A 15,407-nucleotide genomic window follows, 5' to 3' on the forward strand; every position below is an offset into this window, starting at 1 on the left:
AAAGTTTGTTGGTTTTTCAAACTCTCACAGGTTCGAACAATATTGATAATGGACTTTTTGCAGCTTTTATTGCTGGGTATAATGTTCGAATAAGTGGTTTTTATTGAGATTAAAAGAGAGGTTCTGTGGTAGATGTTCTAGGGAAGGGTGAGATGACTTTACCCATGGTGTTAGCAGGACCTGTTTTACGACATATTTCCAGTGATGAGCTAACGTTTTGGCTGGTAACAAGTTGTTCAGCTAAATTTGAGCTATCTCTTTATGATGAAAGCGATCAATGTTTTGACACTCTGTGGCTTGACGGCTATCAGCAAGAGATACAGGTTGGTGAGCATTGCTTTATTCAATTAATACACTATTCACCTAGTAAGTCATTAGAACAAGATGTGCTTATCCAATATCAGTTGAAGGTTAATGGAGAAGAGATAACTAAACTCATTCCAGAGCTTTGTTATCTTGATCAAGAAAAACCTGGGTTCATGATTAAATCACGTGCCGATAATATTTTGCATGGTTCTTGTCGTAAGCCTCATCATGCAAGTGAAGACGGTTTATTAGCCGCTGATCAAGTCTTGTCAAAAGCGCATCTTGATGCGGTAAGTCGTCCTGCTTTGATGATCTTCTCTGGTGACCAAATTTATGCTGATGATGTTGCTGGACCAACTTTAGTGGCTATACATCAGTTAATAGGCAGGTTGGGTTTATATGATGAGAATATCGAAAATGAACTGGTACCAGATAGCCAAACACTTATCGCGCATGCTGATACCTATTATGGGCGTAAAAAACTCTTACCAAACTGCCAGTTTACTAGCTTTAATATTAAGGGTGAGCAACCCATATTTAGTTCAGACTCTGCTGAAAACCACTTAATCAGCTTATCCGAAATGCTTGCCATGTATTTATTGGTTTGGTCGCCAAGCTGTTGGCAGTTGGTGGATTGTGAACTGGGATTAGCTCGCATCCCCAAAGAGCATCAAGATACTTACCTATCTCAATTTAAGACGTTAAAAGAGTTTGTACTTGGCTTAACTAAAGTACAAAGACTAATGGCGCATTTACCTGTTTATATGATTTTTGACGATCATGATGTCACTGATGACTGGAATCTAACGAGAGCGTGGGAAGAGGCTATTTATTCAAATCCATTAGGTCGTCGTGTAATTGGTAATAGCTTGATTGCATATTGGCTTTGTCAAGGGTGGGGAAATCAGCCAAACCGATTTGAGGAATTGCAAAACGATGCGTCTCTTTATTTTGGGCAAGATGGGTTTAGTCAGCAAGATGAGTTAGTTGATCGTATCTTAGATTGGAATAAGTGGCATTATAGTTTAGCGACTTCGCCTAAAATCCTTGTGTTAGACACTAGAACTCAAAGGTGGCGTTCTGAATCCAAAGCGAATAAACCCTCTGGTTTGATGGATTGGGAAGCGCTTATAGAAATGCAGCAAGAGCTAATTAATGAACCTGAGGTTATTTTGGTGTCACCTGCACCTGTATTTGGTGTGAAGCTCATAGAAGTAATCCAGAAAATATTTACTTTTGTTGGCCGACCTTTAATGGTCGATGCTGAAAACTGGATGGCGCATCCAGGATCTGCCAATGTGATGTTAAATATTTTTAGGCATAAAAAAACACCACCAAACTTTATAATTTTATCGGGTGATGTGCATTACTCGTTTGTTTATCAAATCAAAATACGTTTTAGAAAGCATGGCCCACAAATTTTGCAAGTTACGACAAGTGGTATAAAAAATAACTTCCCAGCTAAGTTGTTAAACTGTTTTGATACTTTGAATCGTGTGTTGTTTTCTAGTGCTTCGCCGTTAAATTTACTGACACAAAGGCGAAGAATGTCTGTGCGTTGGCGCCAACCTGAAACAGGATGTAAAAGCGTGCTTTATAATCAAAGTGGAATAGGGCAGCTTATTTTAGATGAAGAGTTTGAAAAAACTAAAGCCTTGGTGATAAGTCGAGAGAGGACTACCGAGTTTAAATAAACTACTGAACTTAGCGCAACATAGCTAATAGTTTTTTAGTGTCTTCCTCACTCCAGTCTTCTTTATTAATAAGAGACTGAAGCTCTGGGTGGCCTTGGGCTTGAGCTAAATTCTTTTTGAATTTTGCAAAGTGGTATTCTTTGATAAGCGCTTCATCTTCTGCACTCTTATAGAGGTCAGACTGGTATTCAGGTTCAGTTGGTACCTGTGCTTTAGGCTCAGCTAGTTTATTAATCGTTTGGTAGGCTTTTAAAAAGGCTTTCTTATTCATAATCTCACCTAATGGCCACTTATAAAGAAGTGGCCGCTTCTAAACGTAAAATTTCAAAATGATCAGTCTTAGCTTGCCACTTAATGTTGATATCCCAAAGTTGCATGCCATGCTCTCTGTCTGTCTCTTCAGTCAGGTAAGCGGGTCTAGGGTCTTGGCTAACAATTTGCTCAATTAAATCACGAATGTTTCGCCCAGTATCTAGAGTATAGCTTTGACAACCCTGTTCAGCTTGTTCACTGAAAACAACGGGGCGTGTCACAGTGGATATAGGTGCAAAGCCACCTTTGGCCTCTTCTATAATATCGGCATAAGGTAAGTATGGCTTAATATCTATCACTGGCGTGCCATCTAATAAGTCAGCGCCATGTAAGTCGATAAAAACTTTTTTTCCTTCCTGGTAAATCTTCCCCAATTTTATAACAGATAAACCAACGGGATTGGGTCTATGGGTTGCTCTTGTAGCAAATACCCCCATCTTAGTTTTACCACCAAGACGAGGTGGGCGGATTTTTGCTTTCCAGCCATCTTGAATGCAGGCATGGAAGATAAAGTGAACCCAAATATGTGAGAAGTCTTCAAGGCCGTCAAGAACATCAAGTCGGTTAAATGGCGGTAATAATTCAATTCTAGCGGTGGCTTCTGTTACTAATCCGGGCTGTCTTGGGATGCCGAATTTTTGTTGATAACAAGAATGTACGATTCCTATGCTAGTTAATTGAAAAGCTTGATGATTTGTTTGAGCGCTGAGAGACAAAATAATCCTCGAAAAATAAGCGGATGGGCAGTAATTCACCTGAGAATTTTGTTAGTATACCTTTTACACGTCTAGGTAACCTAGGCTTGTCGATTGAATTTTCATTTTTAGTTAATTAGTTTGAGATAAGAAGATGACTGTCAAAGATTACATGATCCAAGTTGGCCAACAAGCCCGAGCGGCTTCAAGGAAACTAGCACGCGCGTCTACACAAGATAAGAACGCAGCCTTAAATGCTATGGCGAATGCTTTGGATCTGGCACGACCTCAACTGTTAGCTGAAAATGCCAAAGATCTTGAAAACGGAAAAAACAAAGGTTTAGATGCGGCTTTACTCGATCGCTTAGCATTAACTGAAGCACGTATCGACGGCATGATAGAAGGTCTTCGCCAAGTGGCTGGTTTATTAGACCCAGTTGGTGAGATTACAGATATGGCGTATCGTCCTTCTGGTATCCAGATTGGTAAAATGCGCGTTCCATTAGGCGTGGTTGGTATTATTTATGAGTCTCGTCCTAATGTGACCATAGATGCTGCAAGCCTGTGCTTAAAATCAGGTAATGCCACCATTTTACGAGGTGGTAGTGAAGCTTATTATTCTAACCAAGCGATTGCTAAAGCGGTAGTTGAAGGTTTAAAAGTGGCTAACTTGCCTGAGCATGCAGTACAGGTAATCAATACGACAGATAGAGCGGCAGTAGGTGAGTTAATTACCATGCCTGACTATGTGGATGTGATTGTACCAAGAGGTGGTAAAGGGCTGATTGAGCGTATTTCTAATGATGCTCGCGTGCCAGTTATTAAGCATCTTGATGGTAACTGTCATGTTTACATTGATGACGAAGCAGATATCGATAAGGCCATTAAAATAGCGGTTAATGCGAAAACTCGCCGTTATGGTGTTTGTAATGCCATGGAATCTTTATTGGTCCATAAGGATATTGCCCAAACAGTATTACTTCAATTGGCTGATATTTATGCCGAAAAAGGCGTGGAGCTAGTGGGTTGTGACTCAACTCAAGCTTTACTTTCTGGTGTAGGTGACGCCACTGAAGAAGATTGGTATACGGAATATATGGCACCTAAGTTATCTATTAAACTTGTAGATGACATGGATGAAGCGATTGAACATATCAATAAATATGGTTCACAACACTCGGATGCTATTGTGTCTCAAAACTATTCTAAGACGCGTATCTTTATGACAGAGGTTGACTCTTCTTCTGTCATGGTCAATGCTTCAACAGCATTTGCTGATGGCTTTGAATATGGTCTTGGGGCTGAAATCGGTATTTCTACCGATAAAATTCATGCTCGTGGACCAGTTGGTTTAAATGGTTTGACTAGCCAAAAATATGTTGTGTTTGGTGACGGCCATACAAGAGATAATTAAGTTGGCAGAATTTAATACCGAGAAAAAGAGTACAAATGAAAAAGTAAGTGTGGCCATAATGGGAGGGACATTTGACCCTATTCATAATGGCCATTTACGAATTGCGGTCGACATAGTCGACCGCTTTCATTTTACTGAATTGCGTTTAGTCCCTTGTTTTATTCCTGTGCATAAATCCCATCCTTCTATTACCGCCAAGCAAAGATTAGAAATGGTTTCTTTGGCTGTTAAACAACATCCAGATTTGTTGGTGGATGATAGGGAAATTAAGCGTACAGGGCGAAGTTACAGCATAGATACTCTAATCGAGTTAAGACAAGAGCTAGGTCCGGATGCTTGTATTACTATGGTGATGGGGATGGATAGTTTTATTTCATTACCTAGTTGGCATAAGTGGCAAAGTATTTTGAACTATGCTCATATTTTGGTTGTCTCAAGACCAGGTTGGCATCCAGAATTTACTTTGGATTTGCAAGACTTGATTGAAAAGAGTCGTGCTAAAACGGCGGCTGAGTTACAATCCGCTCCCGCTGGCAAAATTCATATGGAAGCCCTGACAGAATTAGGGATTTCATCAAGCATGATACGTACATTATGTGAGCAGAATAAGTCGATTGCTTATTTATTGCCTGAATCCGTACATGCGTACATAGACCAGCACACACTTTATCAATAGGAATACAGAATTTTATGAGCGATACACAAATCACAAGTGATCAAATTTTAGAGCTTGCCGTTGAAGCCTTGAAAGATGTTAAAGGTGACAAGATCACTGTGCTGAATGTTAAGTCACACACTGACATGATGGACTTTATGGTTATCTGTAGTGGTACCTCAAAACGTCATGTAAATGCATTGGGGCAAAATGTTATCGATACACTTAAGCAAAATGGTCTGCAGCCTCTAGGTTCTGAAGGTCGTTCTATGGGTAACGATTGGGTTTTAGTTGATTTGTATGATGTTGTTGTTCATGTCATGACAGAAGAAGCTCGTTCTTTTTATGACTTAGAGAAATTGTGGGATATTACCCCAGAAAGCATCTAATTTAGGTGAGTGAATTACTCGCATTACCCAAACCTCATGATCAAAATTAGGCTGTATGTAAATTCAGCTTAAATAAGGTGAAGTCATTAAATGAGAATAAAGCTCATTGCTGTTGGCACCAAAATGCCAAAATGGATTACCGACGGTTTTACTGATTACAGTAAGCGTTTACCAAAGGATTTTAGCTTGGAGCTGGTGGAAATACCTATGTCTCCAAGAGGGAAAAATACCGATATAGCCAAGGCCATCCGTAAAGAAGGTGATGCTATGTTAGATGCAATCCCAGCTAATGACAGAGTAATCGCAATGGAGGTTTTGGGTAAGGAGTGGTCGACAGAGCAATTAGCAGAGCAATCTGAGAATTGGCGTATGGAAGGTAATAATATCAGTTTATTAGTCGGTGGCCCTGATGGACTTGATCCAAGATGTAGCGCACGTGCTGATAGATTGTGGTCTTTATCCAAGTTAACTTTGCCTCACCCCATTGTCCGTGTGATCTTGGCTGAGCAAATCTATCGAGCTTGGACCCTTATGAATAATCACCCATATCATAGGTAATTAACTCGGTATGGATGCTGGTCAAAAATACTTCCGTAATTATAAGTTAGAGCAATCCCTCACTCAGAGACGAATTGTTTTTGCTGCCATTTTTGTAATGGTATTAATAACTGTCTTAATTGGCCGCCTATTTTATTTACAGGTTGTTGAGTTTGAGCGGTATCAAACCAAAGCCGATCAGAACCGTTTAAAGCTGGTAACAGAGCCACCTTCAAGAGGCCTGATTTACGACAGAAATGGCTTGGTTCTAGCTGATAACCGGCCCATTCATAGTTTGACCATAGTGCCTGAGCGTGTAAAAGATATGGATGCTTTTCGCGAAGAGCTGGCCGGTGTTATTGAAATTACCGATGAAGAATGGGATGACTTTAACCAAAGGCGCAAAGCCTATAGACGCCCTTATCAATCTATTACCTTAAAATCTCACCTCACTGACAAAGCTTGGGCTAAACTTTCAGTTGATCTTTACAAATGGGAAGGGGTTCAAGTCGAAGCTCAATTAACTCGTTATTACCCTTATGGTGAAGCCTTTGCTCATGCCATTGGTTATGTGGGGCGTATTAACTCTAAAGACTTAGAAAAGTTGGATAAGCAAAGATATCAAGGGTCTTTGTTTTTAGGTAAATCTGGTATTGAGCGTTTTTATGAAGAAGAACTGCACGGCTTTCCTGGGTTTAGTAAGGTAGAAGTCAGTGCCCGCGGACGTATTATGTCTGAGGTAGAAAGGCAAAACCCAGTACCAGGTAAAGCGATTCAATTACATTTGGATGCCAGACTCCAGCAGTATGCCTATGACTTGTTAGGTGATTATACTGGCTCAGTTATCGCTATGGACCCTAAAACAGGTGGTGTATTAGCTTTTGTTAGTAAGCCTGGTTTTGATGCCAATATGTTTGTACGAGGTATTAGTGTTAAAGAATATGGCGCTTTAAGAGATTCGCCGAAACTTCCTTTGTTCAACCGTGCTCTAAGAGGTGGTTATCCGCCGGCCTCTACCATTAAGCCTTTTATGGCATTAGCCGGGCTTGAAAATAAACTCTCCTCTTGGACCGAACGTTATTATGCCTCTGGTGCTTATCAGATTAACCCTGACGGTAGACGTTATCGTGACTGGAAAAAAGGCGGCCATGGTTGGATTAATCTAGAGCGCTCTATTATTGAGTCGGTTGATACCTACTATTATCAGCTTGCCCATAAAATGGGAATTTCACCTATCCATAGCTTCTTATCAAGGTTTGGATATGGTGAAAAGAATATCTTGGACCTTTATGGTGAAAACGCAGGTTTGCTTCCCTCAAACCAATGGAAAAAATCTAAATATGGCGAACCTTGGTACCCAGGTGACTCTGTCAATGTGGGGATTGGACAAGGATTTATGGTTGCCACACCACTACAAATTGCAACAGCGACCACGGCATTGGCTAATCGAGGCGAATGGCTAGCACCACGTATGGCAAAAACTGTATCGGGTGATGTTATCGAATGGCCAGAAGATAAACTGGTTTCTAAGAGGATTACCCTAAGACGAGAAGCTGATTGGCAACGTATGGTTAATTCCATGAAAAAAGTTATCACGGATGATCAGGGTACGGCCAGACGTTTACAGGGTACAAGTTACGATATTGCTGGTAAGACAGGGACAGGGCAAGTATTTAGTTTGCAAGACGATGAAGAATATGAAGCAGATAAACTAGCCAAAAAACTCCATGACCATGCTTTATTTATTGGTTTTGCCCCTTCTAAAGAGCCTGATATTGCCATATTCGCGATTTTTGAAAATGGTGGAAGTAGCTCTAAACCTGCAGATTTATCAAAAAAATTATTTGATGCTTACATCCTAGGTAAGTATCCGCGTAAATATAATTATTTAAAGGTTGGCTCTAATGAATAAAGGCTTTTATGCTCAACTAAGGGCCTTCAGTAACGCTAAATTCTGGCGTGACCTTCATATTGATTTTTTCCTTGTTGTATCCTTGGCCTTGGTGGCAGGTGGTGGCCTTATCATACTTTATTCTGCTTCTGGGCAGGATGTCGCTATGGTTGAAAGGCAGTTTGTACGCTTATCTATAGGGTTTGCTGCTTGCTTGTTTTTGGCTCAGGTACCGCCTAAATTTTTAAGACGTTTGTCTCCTTTATTATACCTTGGCGTATTCAGTTTACTTGTCATGGTGCTGTTCTTTGGTGTTGGGGCCAAAGGTGCACAGCGGTGGCTAGAAATACCAGGAATAGGCAGGTTTCAGCCCTCAGAGCTAATGAAGGTTGTTATGCCTATGGCTGTTGCTTGGTATTTTTCTAATCGTCATTTACCACCAAAATTCAAACATATTAGTATTGTTCTTATCATGGTCGCAGTGCCTGTTTTCGTTATTGCTAGGCAGCCAGACCTTGGAACATCACTACTGGTTGGTGTGTCAGGTATTTTTGCACTTTTCTTAGCGGGGTTGGGCTGGCGTTATATTTTAGGTGCAGCACTTTCAGCACCTATTGCAGGCTTTTTCTTGTGGCAAGTGATGCATGCCTACCAAAAACAAAGGGTGCTGACTTTCTTAAACCCTGAGAGTGACCCTTTGGGTTCAGGCTGGAATATTATTCAGTCTAAGACGGCTATTGGTTCGGGTGGCCTAGAAGGAAAAGGCTTTTTAAGTGGCACACAGGCTCAATTAGAATTTTTACCAGAAAGCCATACTGACTTTATTATTGCTGTACTTGCAGAAGAATTTGGCATGTTTGGTTGCTTAATTTTGCTAACAGGATATTTATTGATTATTGCTCGTGGCTTATATATCGCTGCTTTTGCTGAAGATAATTATGCTAGATTGTTAGCAGGTAGCTTAACCTTAACTTTCTTTGTTTATATTTTCGTTAATATAGGCATGGTATCTGGCATATTACCTGTTGTAGGTGTGCCATTACCTTTAGTGAGTTATGGCGGTACATCCATTATTACTATTATGTCGACGTTCGGGATATTGATGTCCATTCACACTCATAAAAGAGCGAGAAAATGATGAGACCTTTATTAGTTATTGGTATGGCTTATTTGTTGACCGCGTGTTCACAGGACGGTCTTCAGGCACAAGTTGCTGCGCCAGTTACAGAAAACACCTTAGTTGCTGAGCAAACCTTGGCTTTGTTAGATGGTGAAGCACAAGACACAGTTAAGCATAAAAATATCAGTGATAACCTGCATAAAAATAGCCAAGATTTTAAAACATCCTATGCAGCAAAACCTGATGTACAAGCATTCATTGAGAAGATGGTCTCAACCCACAAATATGACGGCGCTTTATTGCAAGCAGCCTTTGCCAAAATTCAGGCGCGTAAAAAAACCATCTCAAAATCTAACAACCAGCCCGAAGTCCTAACGCCTTACTACAAGTATCGAACGCGTTTTGTTGAATCGAGCCGAATCCGTGAAGGCAAACGCTTTATTAAGACGAATCAAAAATGGTTGAAAAAGGCACAAGCAGAATACGGTGTTAACCCTGAAATTATTGCAGCCTTAATTGGTGTCGAAACTTTCTATGGCCGCATCACAGGTAAAAGAGATGTCTTTACGTCACTTTCGACACTTGCTTTTGATTACCCAAGAAGAGCTGAATACTTTCAATCTGAGCTAGAAGCTTATCTTCTGTTAGTGAGAGAGAATCAATGGCAAATAGGGAATACCAAAGGCTCTTACTCTGGAGCCCTAGGTATGACTCAGTTTATGCCTTCCAATTATCGTAAACTTGCCGTCGATTTTGATAAGGACGGTAAAGTGGATTTGTGGGGGTCAGTACCTGATGCAATCGGCAGTGTAGCTAATTACTTGCGTCACCATGGCTGGCAGGATAGCCGTGGGGTTATCGTGGCAACATCTGCTAATGCGGCAAGTAAAAAGCAATGGGAAGAGTGGATAAATAAAGGTAGAAAGCCTGAAAAATCCCTATTGGAATGGCAAGCCATTGGCATAGGTAAAGAAATCAATAAATTAAAAGCGCAAACTGGGCTAATTGGTTTGCAAGTGGGTGATGAAAAGTATAACTACTGGTTAGCGGACGAAAACTTTTTTGTCATCATGCGTTATAACCCAAGCCGTCGCTATTCAATGGCCGTGCTTGAGTTAGCGAAGGAGATACGTCTTTAATGAAATCCATATTAACTATAGCCGGTGTAACCTTATTTTTAGTCGGTTGTAGTAATACTCAAACAGTTTGGAACAATAACGTTAGTAAGAGTAAATCTGTTCCTCGAAATATGACTCAAGCTGAGTATGACAAAGCTTCTGGAGGCGGTCGTTATACTCAGTTGCAAGATACCGCACCAACTGAATCGGTCAATACTGAGCTTTTACCTGAGCTTACGCCAAAGTGGGAGCCTAAAAGTCGTGGGGGCAATAAGAACCCTTATGAAGTTTGGGGTAAATCTTATAATGTGATGGATTCTGCCAAAGGCTTTGTGCAAACAGGGACAGCCTCTTGGTACGGTAAAAAGTTTCATGGTCATACCACCTCAAATGGTGAAACCTATGACATGTTTAATTACTCAGCGGCCCATAAAAACCTGCCTTTACCAACTTACTTAAAAGTTACCAATCTTGATAATAATAAGAGTGTCATTGTTAGGGTTAATGACAGAGGGCCATTCCATAGCGATAGAATTGTAGACTTATCTTATGCTGCTGCCGTTAAACTTGATTACCATACCAAGGGATTAGCAAGAGTTAAGATAGAAGCAATTACGCCAGAAAAAGGCGAACCTTATCAAGCGCCTGAGGTCACAACTAAGGTAATAACGCCAGTGGCTATTTCGGCACCGGTAGAAGTAAAAGCTGAAACTAACTTTACCCATTTACAAATGGGGGCTTATAGTAAATTAGCTTCAGCAGAAGCATTAAAGCAAAAACTTTTGGAAGAGTTTGATACCAGTATTAGTGTTTTTGTGAGTGAGCAAACAGGGTCATTATTCAAAGTAATGGTAGGGCCGTTTGCAAATGCACAAGATATGAATACTTGGAGCAATAAGTTGCTCGATCAAGGGTTTAGCAAACCAGTTAGAGTAAATCTAACACCATAATGTTGATTCAGGCTAGAGATTGATTAAGGCCTCTAGTATCATTCGCACTTCATTCTTTGGAAAGCACAAAATTGGATATGAAACGACCATTTATTTTATTCGCCGCACTGATGTTGAGTTTTGTCACATCTGTTTATGCCGCTCCGACTTTAATTCCTGCGCCGCCTCAGCTATCAGCAACGAGTTATATCTTGCTAGATGCTTACACAGGTGAAGTGCTGGTTGAGCAGAACTCCAAAAAAGAATACCCACCTGCAAGTCTTACCAAGCTAATGACTGCTTATATTGTCGATTATGAACGTAATCGCGGCAATATTGCATTAGACGATATGGTAAGAGTGAGTGAAAAAGCTTGGCGCATGGAAGGATCTCGTATGTTTATACGAGAGGGCACCAAGGTTCGTTTAGAAGATTTAATGCGCGGTATTATTATTCAATCTGGTAATGATGCGAGTGTTGCAGTAGCTGAACATATAGCAGGTAGTGAAGGTGCTTTCGCTGACTTGATGAATCAACATGCTCAATTGTTAGGCATGAATAACTCTAATTTTGTTAACTCAACAGGCTATCCGGCTGAAGGACATTATTCGAGTGCGTATGATTTAGCTGTATTAGCACGTGCTAAAATAGTACAGTTCCCTGATAGTTACCCAATGTACTCAGAGAAATACTTTACTTACAACGATATTCGTCAACCAAACCGTAACAAACTGTTATGGCGAGATAAGACAGTTGATGGCCTGAAAACAGGGCATACGGAGGCGGCAGGCTACTGTCTAGCGGCTTCTGCTGTGAGAAATGGTACGCGCCTTATCTCTGTTGTTATGGGTACAAAAAGCAGTGAAGCCCGTGCTAATGAGACACAGAAACTGTTGAATTATGGTTTCCGTTATTATGAAACACGTAAACTTTATAGCCGTGGTCAAGTGATCAATGAAAGTAAAGTCTGGGGTGGCGCAGCTGAAACTGTTAAAATCGGTTTCGTAGAAGATGTATTGGTGACAATTCCAAGACGTCAAGCAGATGCAATTCCTGCTACATTAGAAATTTCTCCTACAATTAAAGCACCAATTAGTGCTGGTGATGTGTTAGGTAAAATAGTAGTAACAGGTGATGATGGCATTATTTTAGAGAGAGACGTTGTTGCTCTTGAGAATGTTGCTGAAGGCGGATTCTTCAAACGCCTATTAGATAGTATAAAACTGTTCTTTATGAACTTGTTTTAAGTAGTACTGAGAACACGTTATGGCACTGATTAAAACCGATGGCAAACAAGCTGTCGATGTCTCAGATGAGGCGGTAAAAATTGAATTTCCTTGCGAAAATTACATGGTAAAAGTAGTCGCAACGGATGGTGAGAATCTTTTAGAAGAACTAACTGAGTGCATGCAAAAACATGCACCAGAGATAACAGCGGATTCTGTTACAGCGAAACGTTCTTCTAAAGCGCGCTTTGTGAGTTTTACTTTCCGCATTTTAGCGACAGGTGAAACTCAACTGGCTGCGTTACATAAAGACTTAATGGCACATGCAGCTGTGAAGATGGTTATTTAATGCCGAAGTTAATTTGTCGTGACCTTGGCATTGTTGATTACAGTGATACATGGGAAAAAATGAAAGAATTTACTCAGACGCGTGATAAAAGCGCGGCTGACGAGATTTGGTTGTTACAGCATCCTCAAATTTTTACTCAAGGTCAGGCAGGTAAATCCGAGCATCTACTCGCGCCCGGTGATATCCCTGTCGTTCAAGTTGATCGAGGTGGTCAAGTTACTTACCATGGCCCAGGGCAATTAATTGCCTATGTTATGGTGGACTTGAAACGTGCACAAATAGGGGTGCGCGACCTAGTTACCCTATTAGAAAATTCTGTGGTAAATACGCTCGAAGAAAATGATATTGACGCCTATCCCAAAGCGGATGCTCCAGGTGTTTATGTTAATGAAAGAAAAGTAGCGTCATTAGGGCTGAGAGTAAGGCGAGGGTGCTCCTTTCATGGACTAGCTTTAAATGTGGATATGGATCTTTCCCCTTTTGACCGTATTAATCCGTGTGGCTACCAAGGCTTACAAATGGTAGATATGAAACATCTCAACAACAATGTGATGTTTTCGCACGTTGTCGTTCAGTTAGCGAATCAGTTAGCTGAGCTGCTCGGACACCCAAGTCCGACTATCCAACAAGGGTGGAATTAAGAAATGACTACACAAGTAAAACGCGTTGTACAAGGTGAAAAACTACGTGGTGCCGAAAAAATGGCACGCATCCCTGTAAAGGTAATTCCTACCGAAGAAATTCCACGTAAACCAGAATGGTTACGTGTCAGAATGCCTGCTTCTCCAGAAATTGCCCGTATCAAAAAAACACTTCGCGACCATAAATTAGCGTCTGTGTGCGAAGAAGCAAATTGCCCTAACCTTGGCGAATGTTTCAGTAACGGCACAGCAACCTTTATGATTATGGGCGAGATTTGTACACGCCGTTGTCCATTTTGTGATGTCGCTCACGGTCGACCAAATGCATTAAGCCCGGATGAGCCAAAAGAATTGGCTGCTGCTATTCGTGATATGAAGCTTAAGTATGTGGTTATTACATCTGTTGACCGTGATGACTTGAAAGATGGTGGTGCTCAGCACTTTATTGATTGCATCAACGAAACACGTAAAGAGTCTCCAAATATTGAGATCGAAACTCTGGTGCCAGACTTCCGTGGTCGTATGGACAAAGCCCTAGACATTCTTGAGCTTGCGCCACCTGATGTTTTCAACCATAACCTAGAATCTATTCCACGCTTGTACCGTCAAGTTCGTCCTGGTTCTGATTACCAATGGTCGCTTGATCTACTTAAGAAATTTAAAGACCGTTGCCCAGATGTTGCAACTAAGTCTGGCCTAATGGTTGGTATGGGTGAAGAGTTCGAAGAGATTGTTCAAGTAATGAAAGACCTTCGCGCTCACAATGTTGATATGTTGACTATCGGTCAGTATCTACAGCCTTCTAAGCATCACTTCCCAATGTCACGCTTTGTGCCACCAGAAGAGTTTGCTCGCTATGAAGAAGTAGCTAAAGAGCTAGGCTTTAAACATGCAGCTTGTGGACCATTAGTACGTTCATCTTACCATGCTGATAAGCAAGCACATGGAGAACATGTTTCCTAAGATTATTTATTCCATTAGTAAAAAATCTTGCTATGCAAAGACTTTTTAGATATATAAATGCTAGAAAATCTTTCATAAAGAAACTTAAAAAAGGGGGCCATTTGGTTCCCTTTTTTCATCATTAGAAATTATATTTGCCAAAAGAATAGGTAGATGGATAGTAAGTAGCATATTGCTGCCTTTTAGTCTTTCGCACCTAGGTTAGGAGAAAATTATGACGAAACGATTATTAACAGAAGCACTACATACAGGCTACGGACAAAGCTTTGAAGTTGATGAAGTATTATTTGAAATCGATACAGATCACCAACATTTAGTGATTTTTAATAATAGTCAGTTTGGTCGTATTATGGCATTAGACGGTGTTATTCAGACAACAGAACGTGATGAATTTATTTATCATGAAATGATGGCTCACGTGCCAATGTTTGCCCATGGCAATGCTAAAAAAGTATTGATTATTGGTGGTGGTGATGGCGGTATGCTTCGCGAAGTATTACGTCACCCAGGTGTAGAGCAAGTGACTCAAGTTGAGATAGACCAAGCCGTAGTGGATATGTGTACCAAATACCTACCAAACCACTCAGCAGGGGCTTATGAGCATGAAAAAACCCAAGTAGTTATTGCTGATGGCGTTGATTATGTGAATGAGACTGACGAGAAGTACGATGTGATTATTTCTGACTGTACTGATCCAATTGGTCCTGGTGAAGTGCTGTTTAGCTCACGTTTCTATGAAGGCTGTAAACGTTGTCTAACACCTGGTGGTGTTTTTGTTGCACAAAATGGTGTTAGCTTCATGCAAATTGAAGAAGTCACAACGACTGCACAAAGACTAAAACCATATTTTGCTGATCAGTCTTTTTATTCAGCGGCTGTACCGACTTATGTTGGTGGCATAATGACATTCGCTTGGGCTACAGATAACCAAGCCCTAAGAAGCCTTGATGCTAAGACAATAAGAGAGCGTTTTGAAACGGCTGGCTTTAGTACACGTTTTTATACACCAGAGGTTCATCAAGCGTCTTTTGCTCTGCCTCAGTATGTGATTGATGCAATCTAGCGCTTAATTAGATAATAAGTTCTAAGACAGGCTGACCTTATGCTATTGCCATAAGGTCGGCCTTTTTTCTATTTTTCTGATAACTTCCTTTGCTTATCAGATGTG

General features: G+C 40.7%; 16 protein-coding genes. 14 read left to right on the forward strand and 2 right to left on the reverse strand.

From position 1 onward, the window contains the following. Positions 1-125 precede the first annotated feature (125 nt). Positions 126-2,000: an alkaline phosphatase D family protein gene (locus OA91_RS12770; protein WP_231870369.1), complete on the forward strand. Its 1,875-nt coding sequence runs from the start codon at positions 126-128 to the stop codon at positions 1,998-2,000. Between the two features lie 10 nt (positions 2,001-2,010). On the opposite strand, the gene OA91_RS12775 is transcribed toward OA91_RS12770, so the two are convergent. Both OA91_RS12775 and tsaA read right to left on the reverse strand, forming a co-directional pair. Continuing rightward, positions 2,011-2,271 carry a hypothetical protein gene (locus OA91_RS12775; RefSeq protein ID WP_046016394.1) on the reverse strand — a complete coding sequence of 87 codons (261 nt, stop codon included), beginning with the start codon at positions 2,269-2,271 and terminating at the stop codon, positions 2,011-2,013. Positions 2,272-2,290: 19 nt separating this feature from the next. Beyond that, positions 2,291-3,028 carry a tRNA (N6-threonylcarbamoyladenosine(37)-N6)-methyltransferase TrmO gene (gene tsaA / locus OA91_RS12780; RefSeq protein ID WP_063338742.1) on the reverse strand — a complete coding sequence of 246 codons (738 nt, stop codon included), beginning with the start codon at positions 3,026-3,028 and terminating at the stop codon, positions 2,291-2,293. A gap of 133 nt (positions 3,029-3,161) precedes the next feature. Here tsaA and OA91_RS12785 point away from each other — a divergent pair, with 133 nt between their 5' ends. The 13 genes from OA91_RS12785 to speE all read left to right on the forward strand — a co-directional run bounded on the left by OA91_RS12785 (position 3,162) and on the right by speE (position 15,302). Beyond that, positions 3,162-4,421 (forward strand): glutamate-5-semialdehyde dehydrogenase, encoded by a 1,260-nt coding sequence (locus OA91_RS12785; protein ID WP_063338743.1) that lies wholly within the window; start codon positions 3,162-3,164, stop codon positions 4,419-4,421. 1 nt (position 4,422) lies between these two features. Further along, on the forward strand, positions 4,423-5,097 hold the full coding sequence (gene nadD, locus OA91_RS12790) for a nicotinate-nucleotide adenylyltransferase (RefSeq protein WP_082827930.1): 675 nt from the start codon (positions 4,423-4,425) through the stop codon (positions 5,095-5,097). Between the two features lie 14 nt (positions 5,098-5,111). Further along, a complete protein-coding gene (gene rsfS / locus OA91_RS12795) occupies positions 5,112-5,465 on the forward strand; it encodes a ribosome silencing factor (protein WP_046016397.1) in 354 nt (117 codons plus the stop codon). Between the two features lie 90 nt (positions 5,466-5,555). Further along, entirely contained in the window at positions 5,556-6,023 is a 468-nt protein-coding gene (rlmH, locus tag OA91_RS12800; protein ID WP_009831869.1) for a 23S rRNA (pseudouridine(1915)-N(3))-methyltransferase RlmH, read from the forward strand. 10 nt (positions 6,024-6,033) lie between these two features. Beyond that, a complete protein-coding gene (gene mrdA, locus OA91_RS12805; RefSeq protein ID WP_046016398.1) occupies positions 6,034-7,914 on the forward strand; it encodes a penicillin-binding protein 2 in 1,881 nt (626 codons plus the stop codon). Then, a complete protein-coding gene (gene rodA / locus OA91_RS12810) occupies positions 7,907-9,031 on the forward strand; it encodes a rod shape-determining protein RodA (protein ID WP_046016399.1) in 1,125 nt (374 codons plus the stop codon). The genes mrdA and rodA overlap by 8 nt, the downstream gene beginning before the upstream one ends. Continuing rightward, positions 9,028-10,152 (forward strand): lytic murein transglycosylase B, encoded by a 1,125-nt coding sequence (gene mltB / locus OA91_RS12815; protein WP_063338744.1) that lies wholly within the window; start codon positions 9,028-9,030, stop codon positions 10,150-10,152. Before rodA ends, mltB begins: the two co-directional genes overlap by 4 nt. Continuing rightward, the gene (locus tag OA91_RS12820; RefSeq protein WP_046016400.1) at positions 10,152-11,081 is read left to right on the forward strand and encodes a septal ring lytic transglycosylase RlpA family protein; all 930 of its coding nucleotides are present in this window, start codon (positions 10,152-10,154) and stop codon (positions 11,079-11,081) included. Before mltB ends, OA91_RS12820 begins: the two co-directional genes overlap by 1 nt. Positions 11,082-11,158: 77 nt before the next feature. Continuing rightward, complete coding sequence (locus tag OA91_RS12825; protein ID WP_046016401.1) at positions 11,159-12,307, forward strand: D-alanyl-D-alanine carboxypeptidase family protein; 1,149 nt, start codon at positions 11,159-11,161, stop codon at positions 12,305-12,307. Between the two features lie 19 nt (positions 12,308-12,326). Further along, positions 12,327-12,635, forward strand: coding sequence for an HP0495 family protein (locus tag OA91_RS12830; RefSeq protein WP_063338745.1), 309 nt, complete (start codon positions 12,327-12,329; stop codon positions 12,633-12,635). Continuing rightward, positions 12,635-13,276: a lipoyl(octanoyl) transferase LipB gene (gene lipB, locus OA91_RS12835; RefSeq protein WP_046016403.1), complete on the forward strand. Its 642-nt coding sequence runs from the start codon at positions 12,635-12,637 to the stop codon at positions 13,274-13,276. Before OA91_RS12830 ends, lipB begins: the two co-directional genes overlap by 1 nt. A 3-nt stretch (positions 13,277-13,279) precedes the next feature. Next, positions 13,280-14,239, forward strand: a complete 960-nt coding sequence (lipA, locus tag OA91_RS12840) for a lipoyl synthase (protein ID WP_046016404.1) — start codon at positions 13,280-13,282, stop codon at positions 14,237-14,239. 214 nt (positions 14,240-14,453) lie between these two features. Then, positions 14,454-15,302, forward strand: a complete 849-nt coding sequence (gene speE / locus OA91_RS12845) for a polyamine aminopropyltransferase (RefSeq protein ID WP_063338746.1) — start codon at positions 14,454-14,456, stop codon at positions 15,300-15,302. Positions 15,303-15,407: the final 105 nt, after the last annotated feature.

Origin of the sequence: Marinomonas sp. SBI8L, assembly GCF_001624705.1 — a bacterium.
Classification (GTDB): domain Bacteria; phylum Pseudomonadota; class Gammaproteobacteria; order Pseudomonadales; family Marinomonadaceae; genus Marinomonas.

Bases quoted from the DNA above. Each gene is read 5' to 3' on its own strand.
- OA91_RS12775 (WP_046016394.1), bottom strand. From the start codon at position 2,271: ATGAATAAGAAAGCCTTTTTAAAAGCCTACCAAACGATTAATAAACTA.
- OA91_RS12785 (WP_063338743.1), top strand. From the start codon at position 3,162: ATGACTGTCAAAGATTACATGATCCAAGTTGGCCAACAAGCCCGAGCG.
- rsfS (WP_046016397.1), top strand. From the start codon at position 5,112: ATGAGCGATACACAAATCACAAGTGATCAAATTTTAGAGCTTGCCGTT.
- rlmH (WP_009831869.1), top strand. From the start codon at position 5,556: ATGAGAATAAAGCTCATTGCTGTTGGCACCAAAATGCCAAAATGGATT.
- mrdA (WP_046016398.1), top strand. From the start codon at position 6,034: ATGGATGCTGGTCAAAAATACTTCCGTAATTATAAGTTAGAGCAATCC.
- rodA (WP_046016399.1), top strand. From the start codon at position 7,907: ATGAATAAAGGCTTTTATGCTCAACTAAGGGCCTTCAGTAACGCTAAA.
- mltB (WP_063338744.1), top strand. From the start codon at position 9,028: ATGATGAGACCTTTATTAGTTATTGGTATGGCTTATTTGTTGACCGCG.
- OA91_RS12820 (WP_046016400.1), top strand. From the start codon at position 10,152: ATGAAATCCATATTAACTATAGCCGGTGTAACCTTATTTTTAGTCGGT.
- OA91_RS12825 (WP_046016401.1), top strand. From the start codon at position 11,159: ATGAAACGACCATTTATTTTATTCGCCGCACTGATGTTGAGTTTTGTC.
- OA91_RS12830 (WP_063338745.1), top strand. From the start codon at position 12,327: ATGGCACTGATTAAAACCGATGGCAAACAAGCTGTCGATGTCTCAGAT.
- lipB (WP_046016403.1), top strand. From the start codon at position 12,635: ATGCCGAAGTTAATTTGTCGTGACCTTGGCATTGTTGATTACAGTGAT.
- lipA (WP_046016404.1), top strand. From the start codon at position 13,280: ATGACTACACAAGTAAAACGCGTTGTACAAGGTGAAAAACTACGTGGT.
- speE (WP_063338746.1), top strand. From the start codon at position 14,454: ATGACGAAACGATTATTAACAGAAGCACTACATACAGGCTACGGACAA.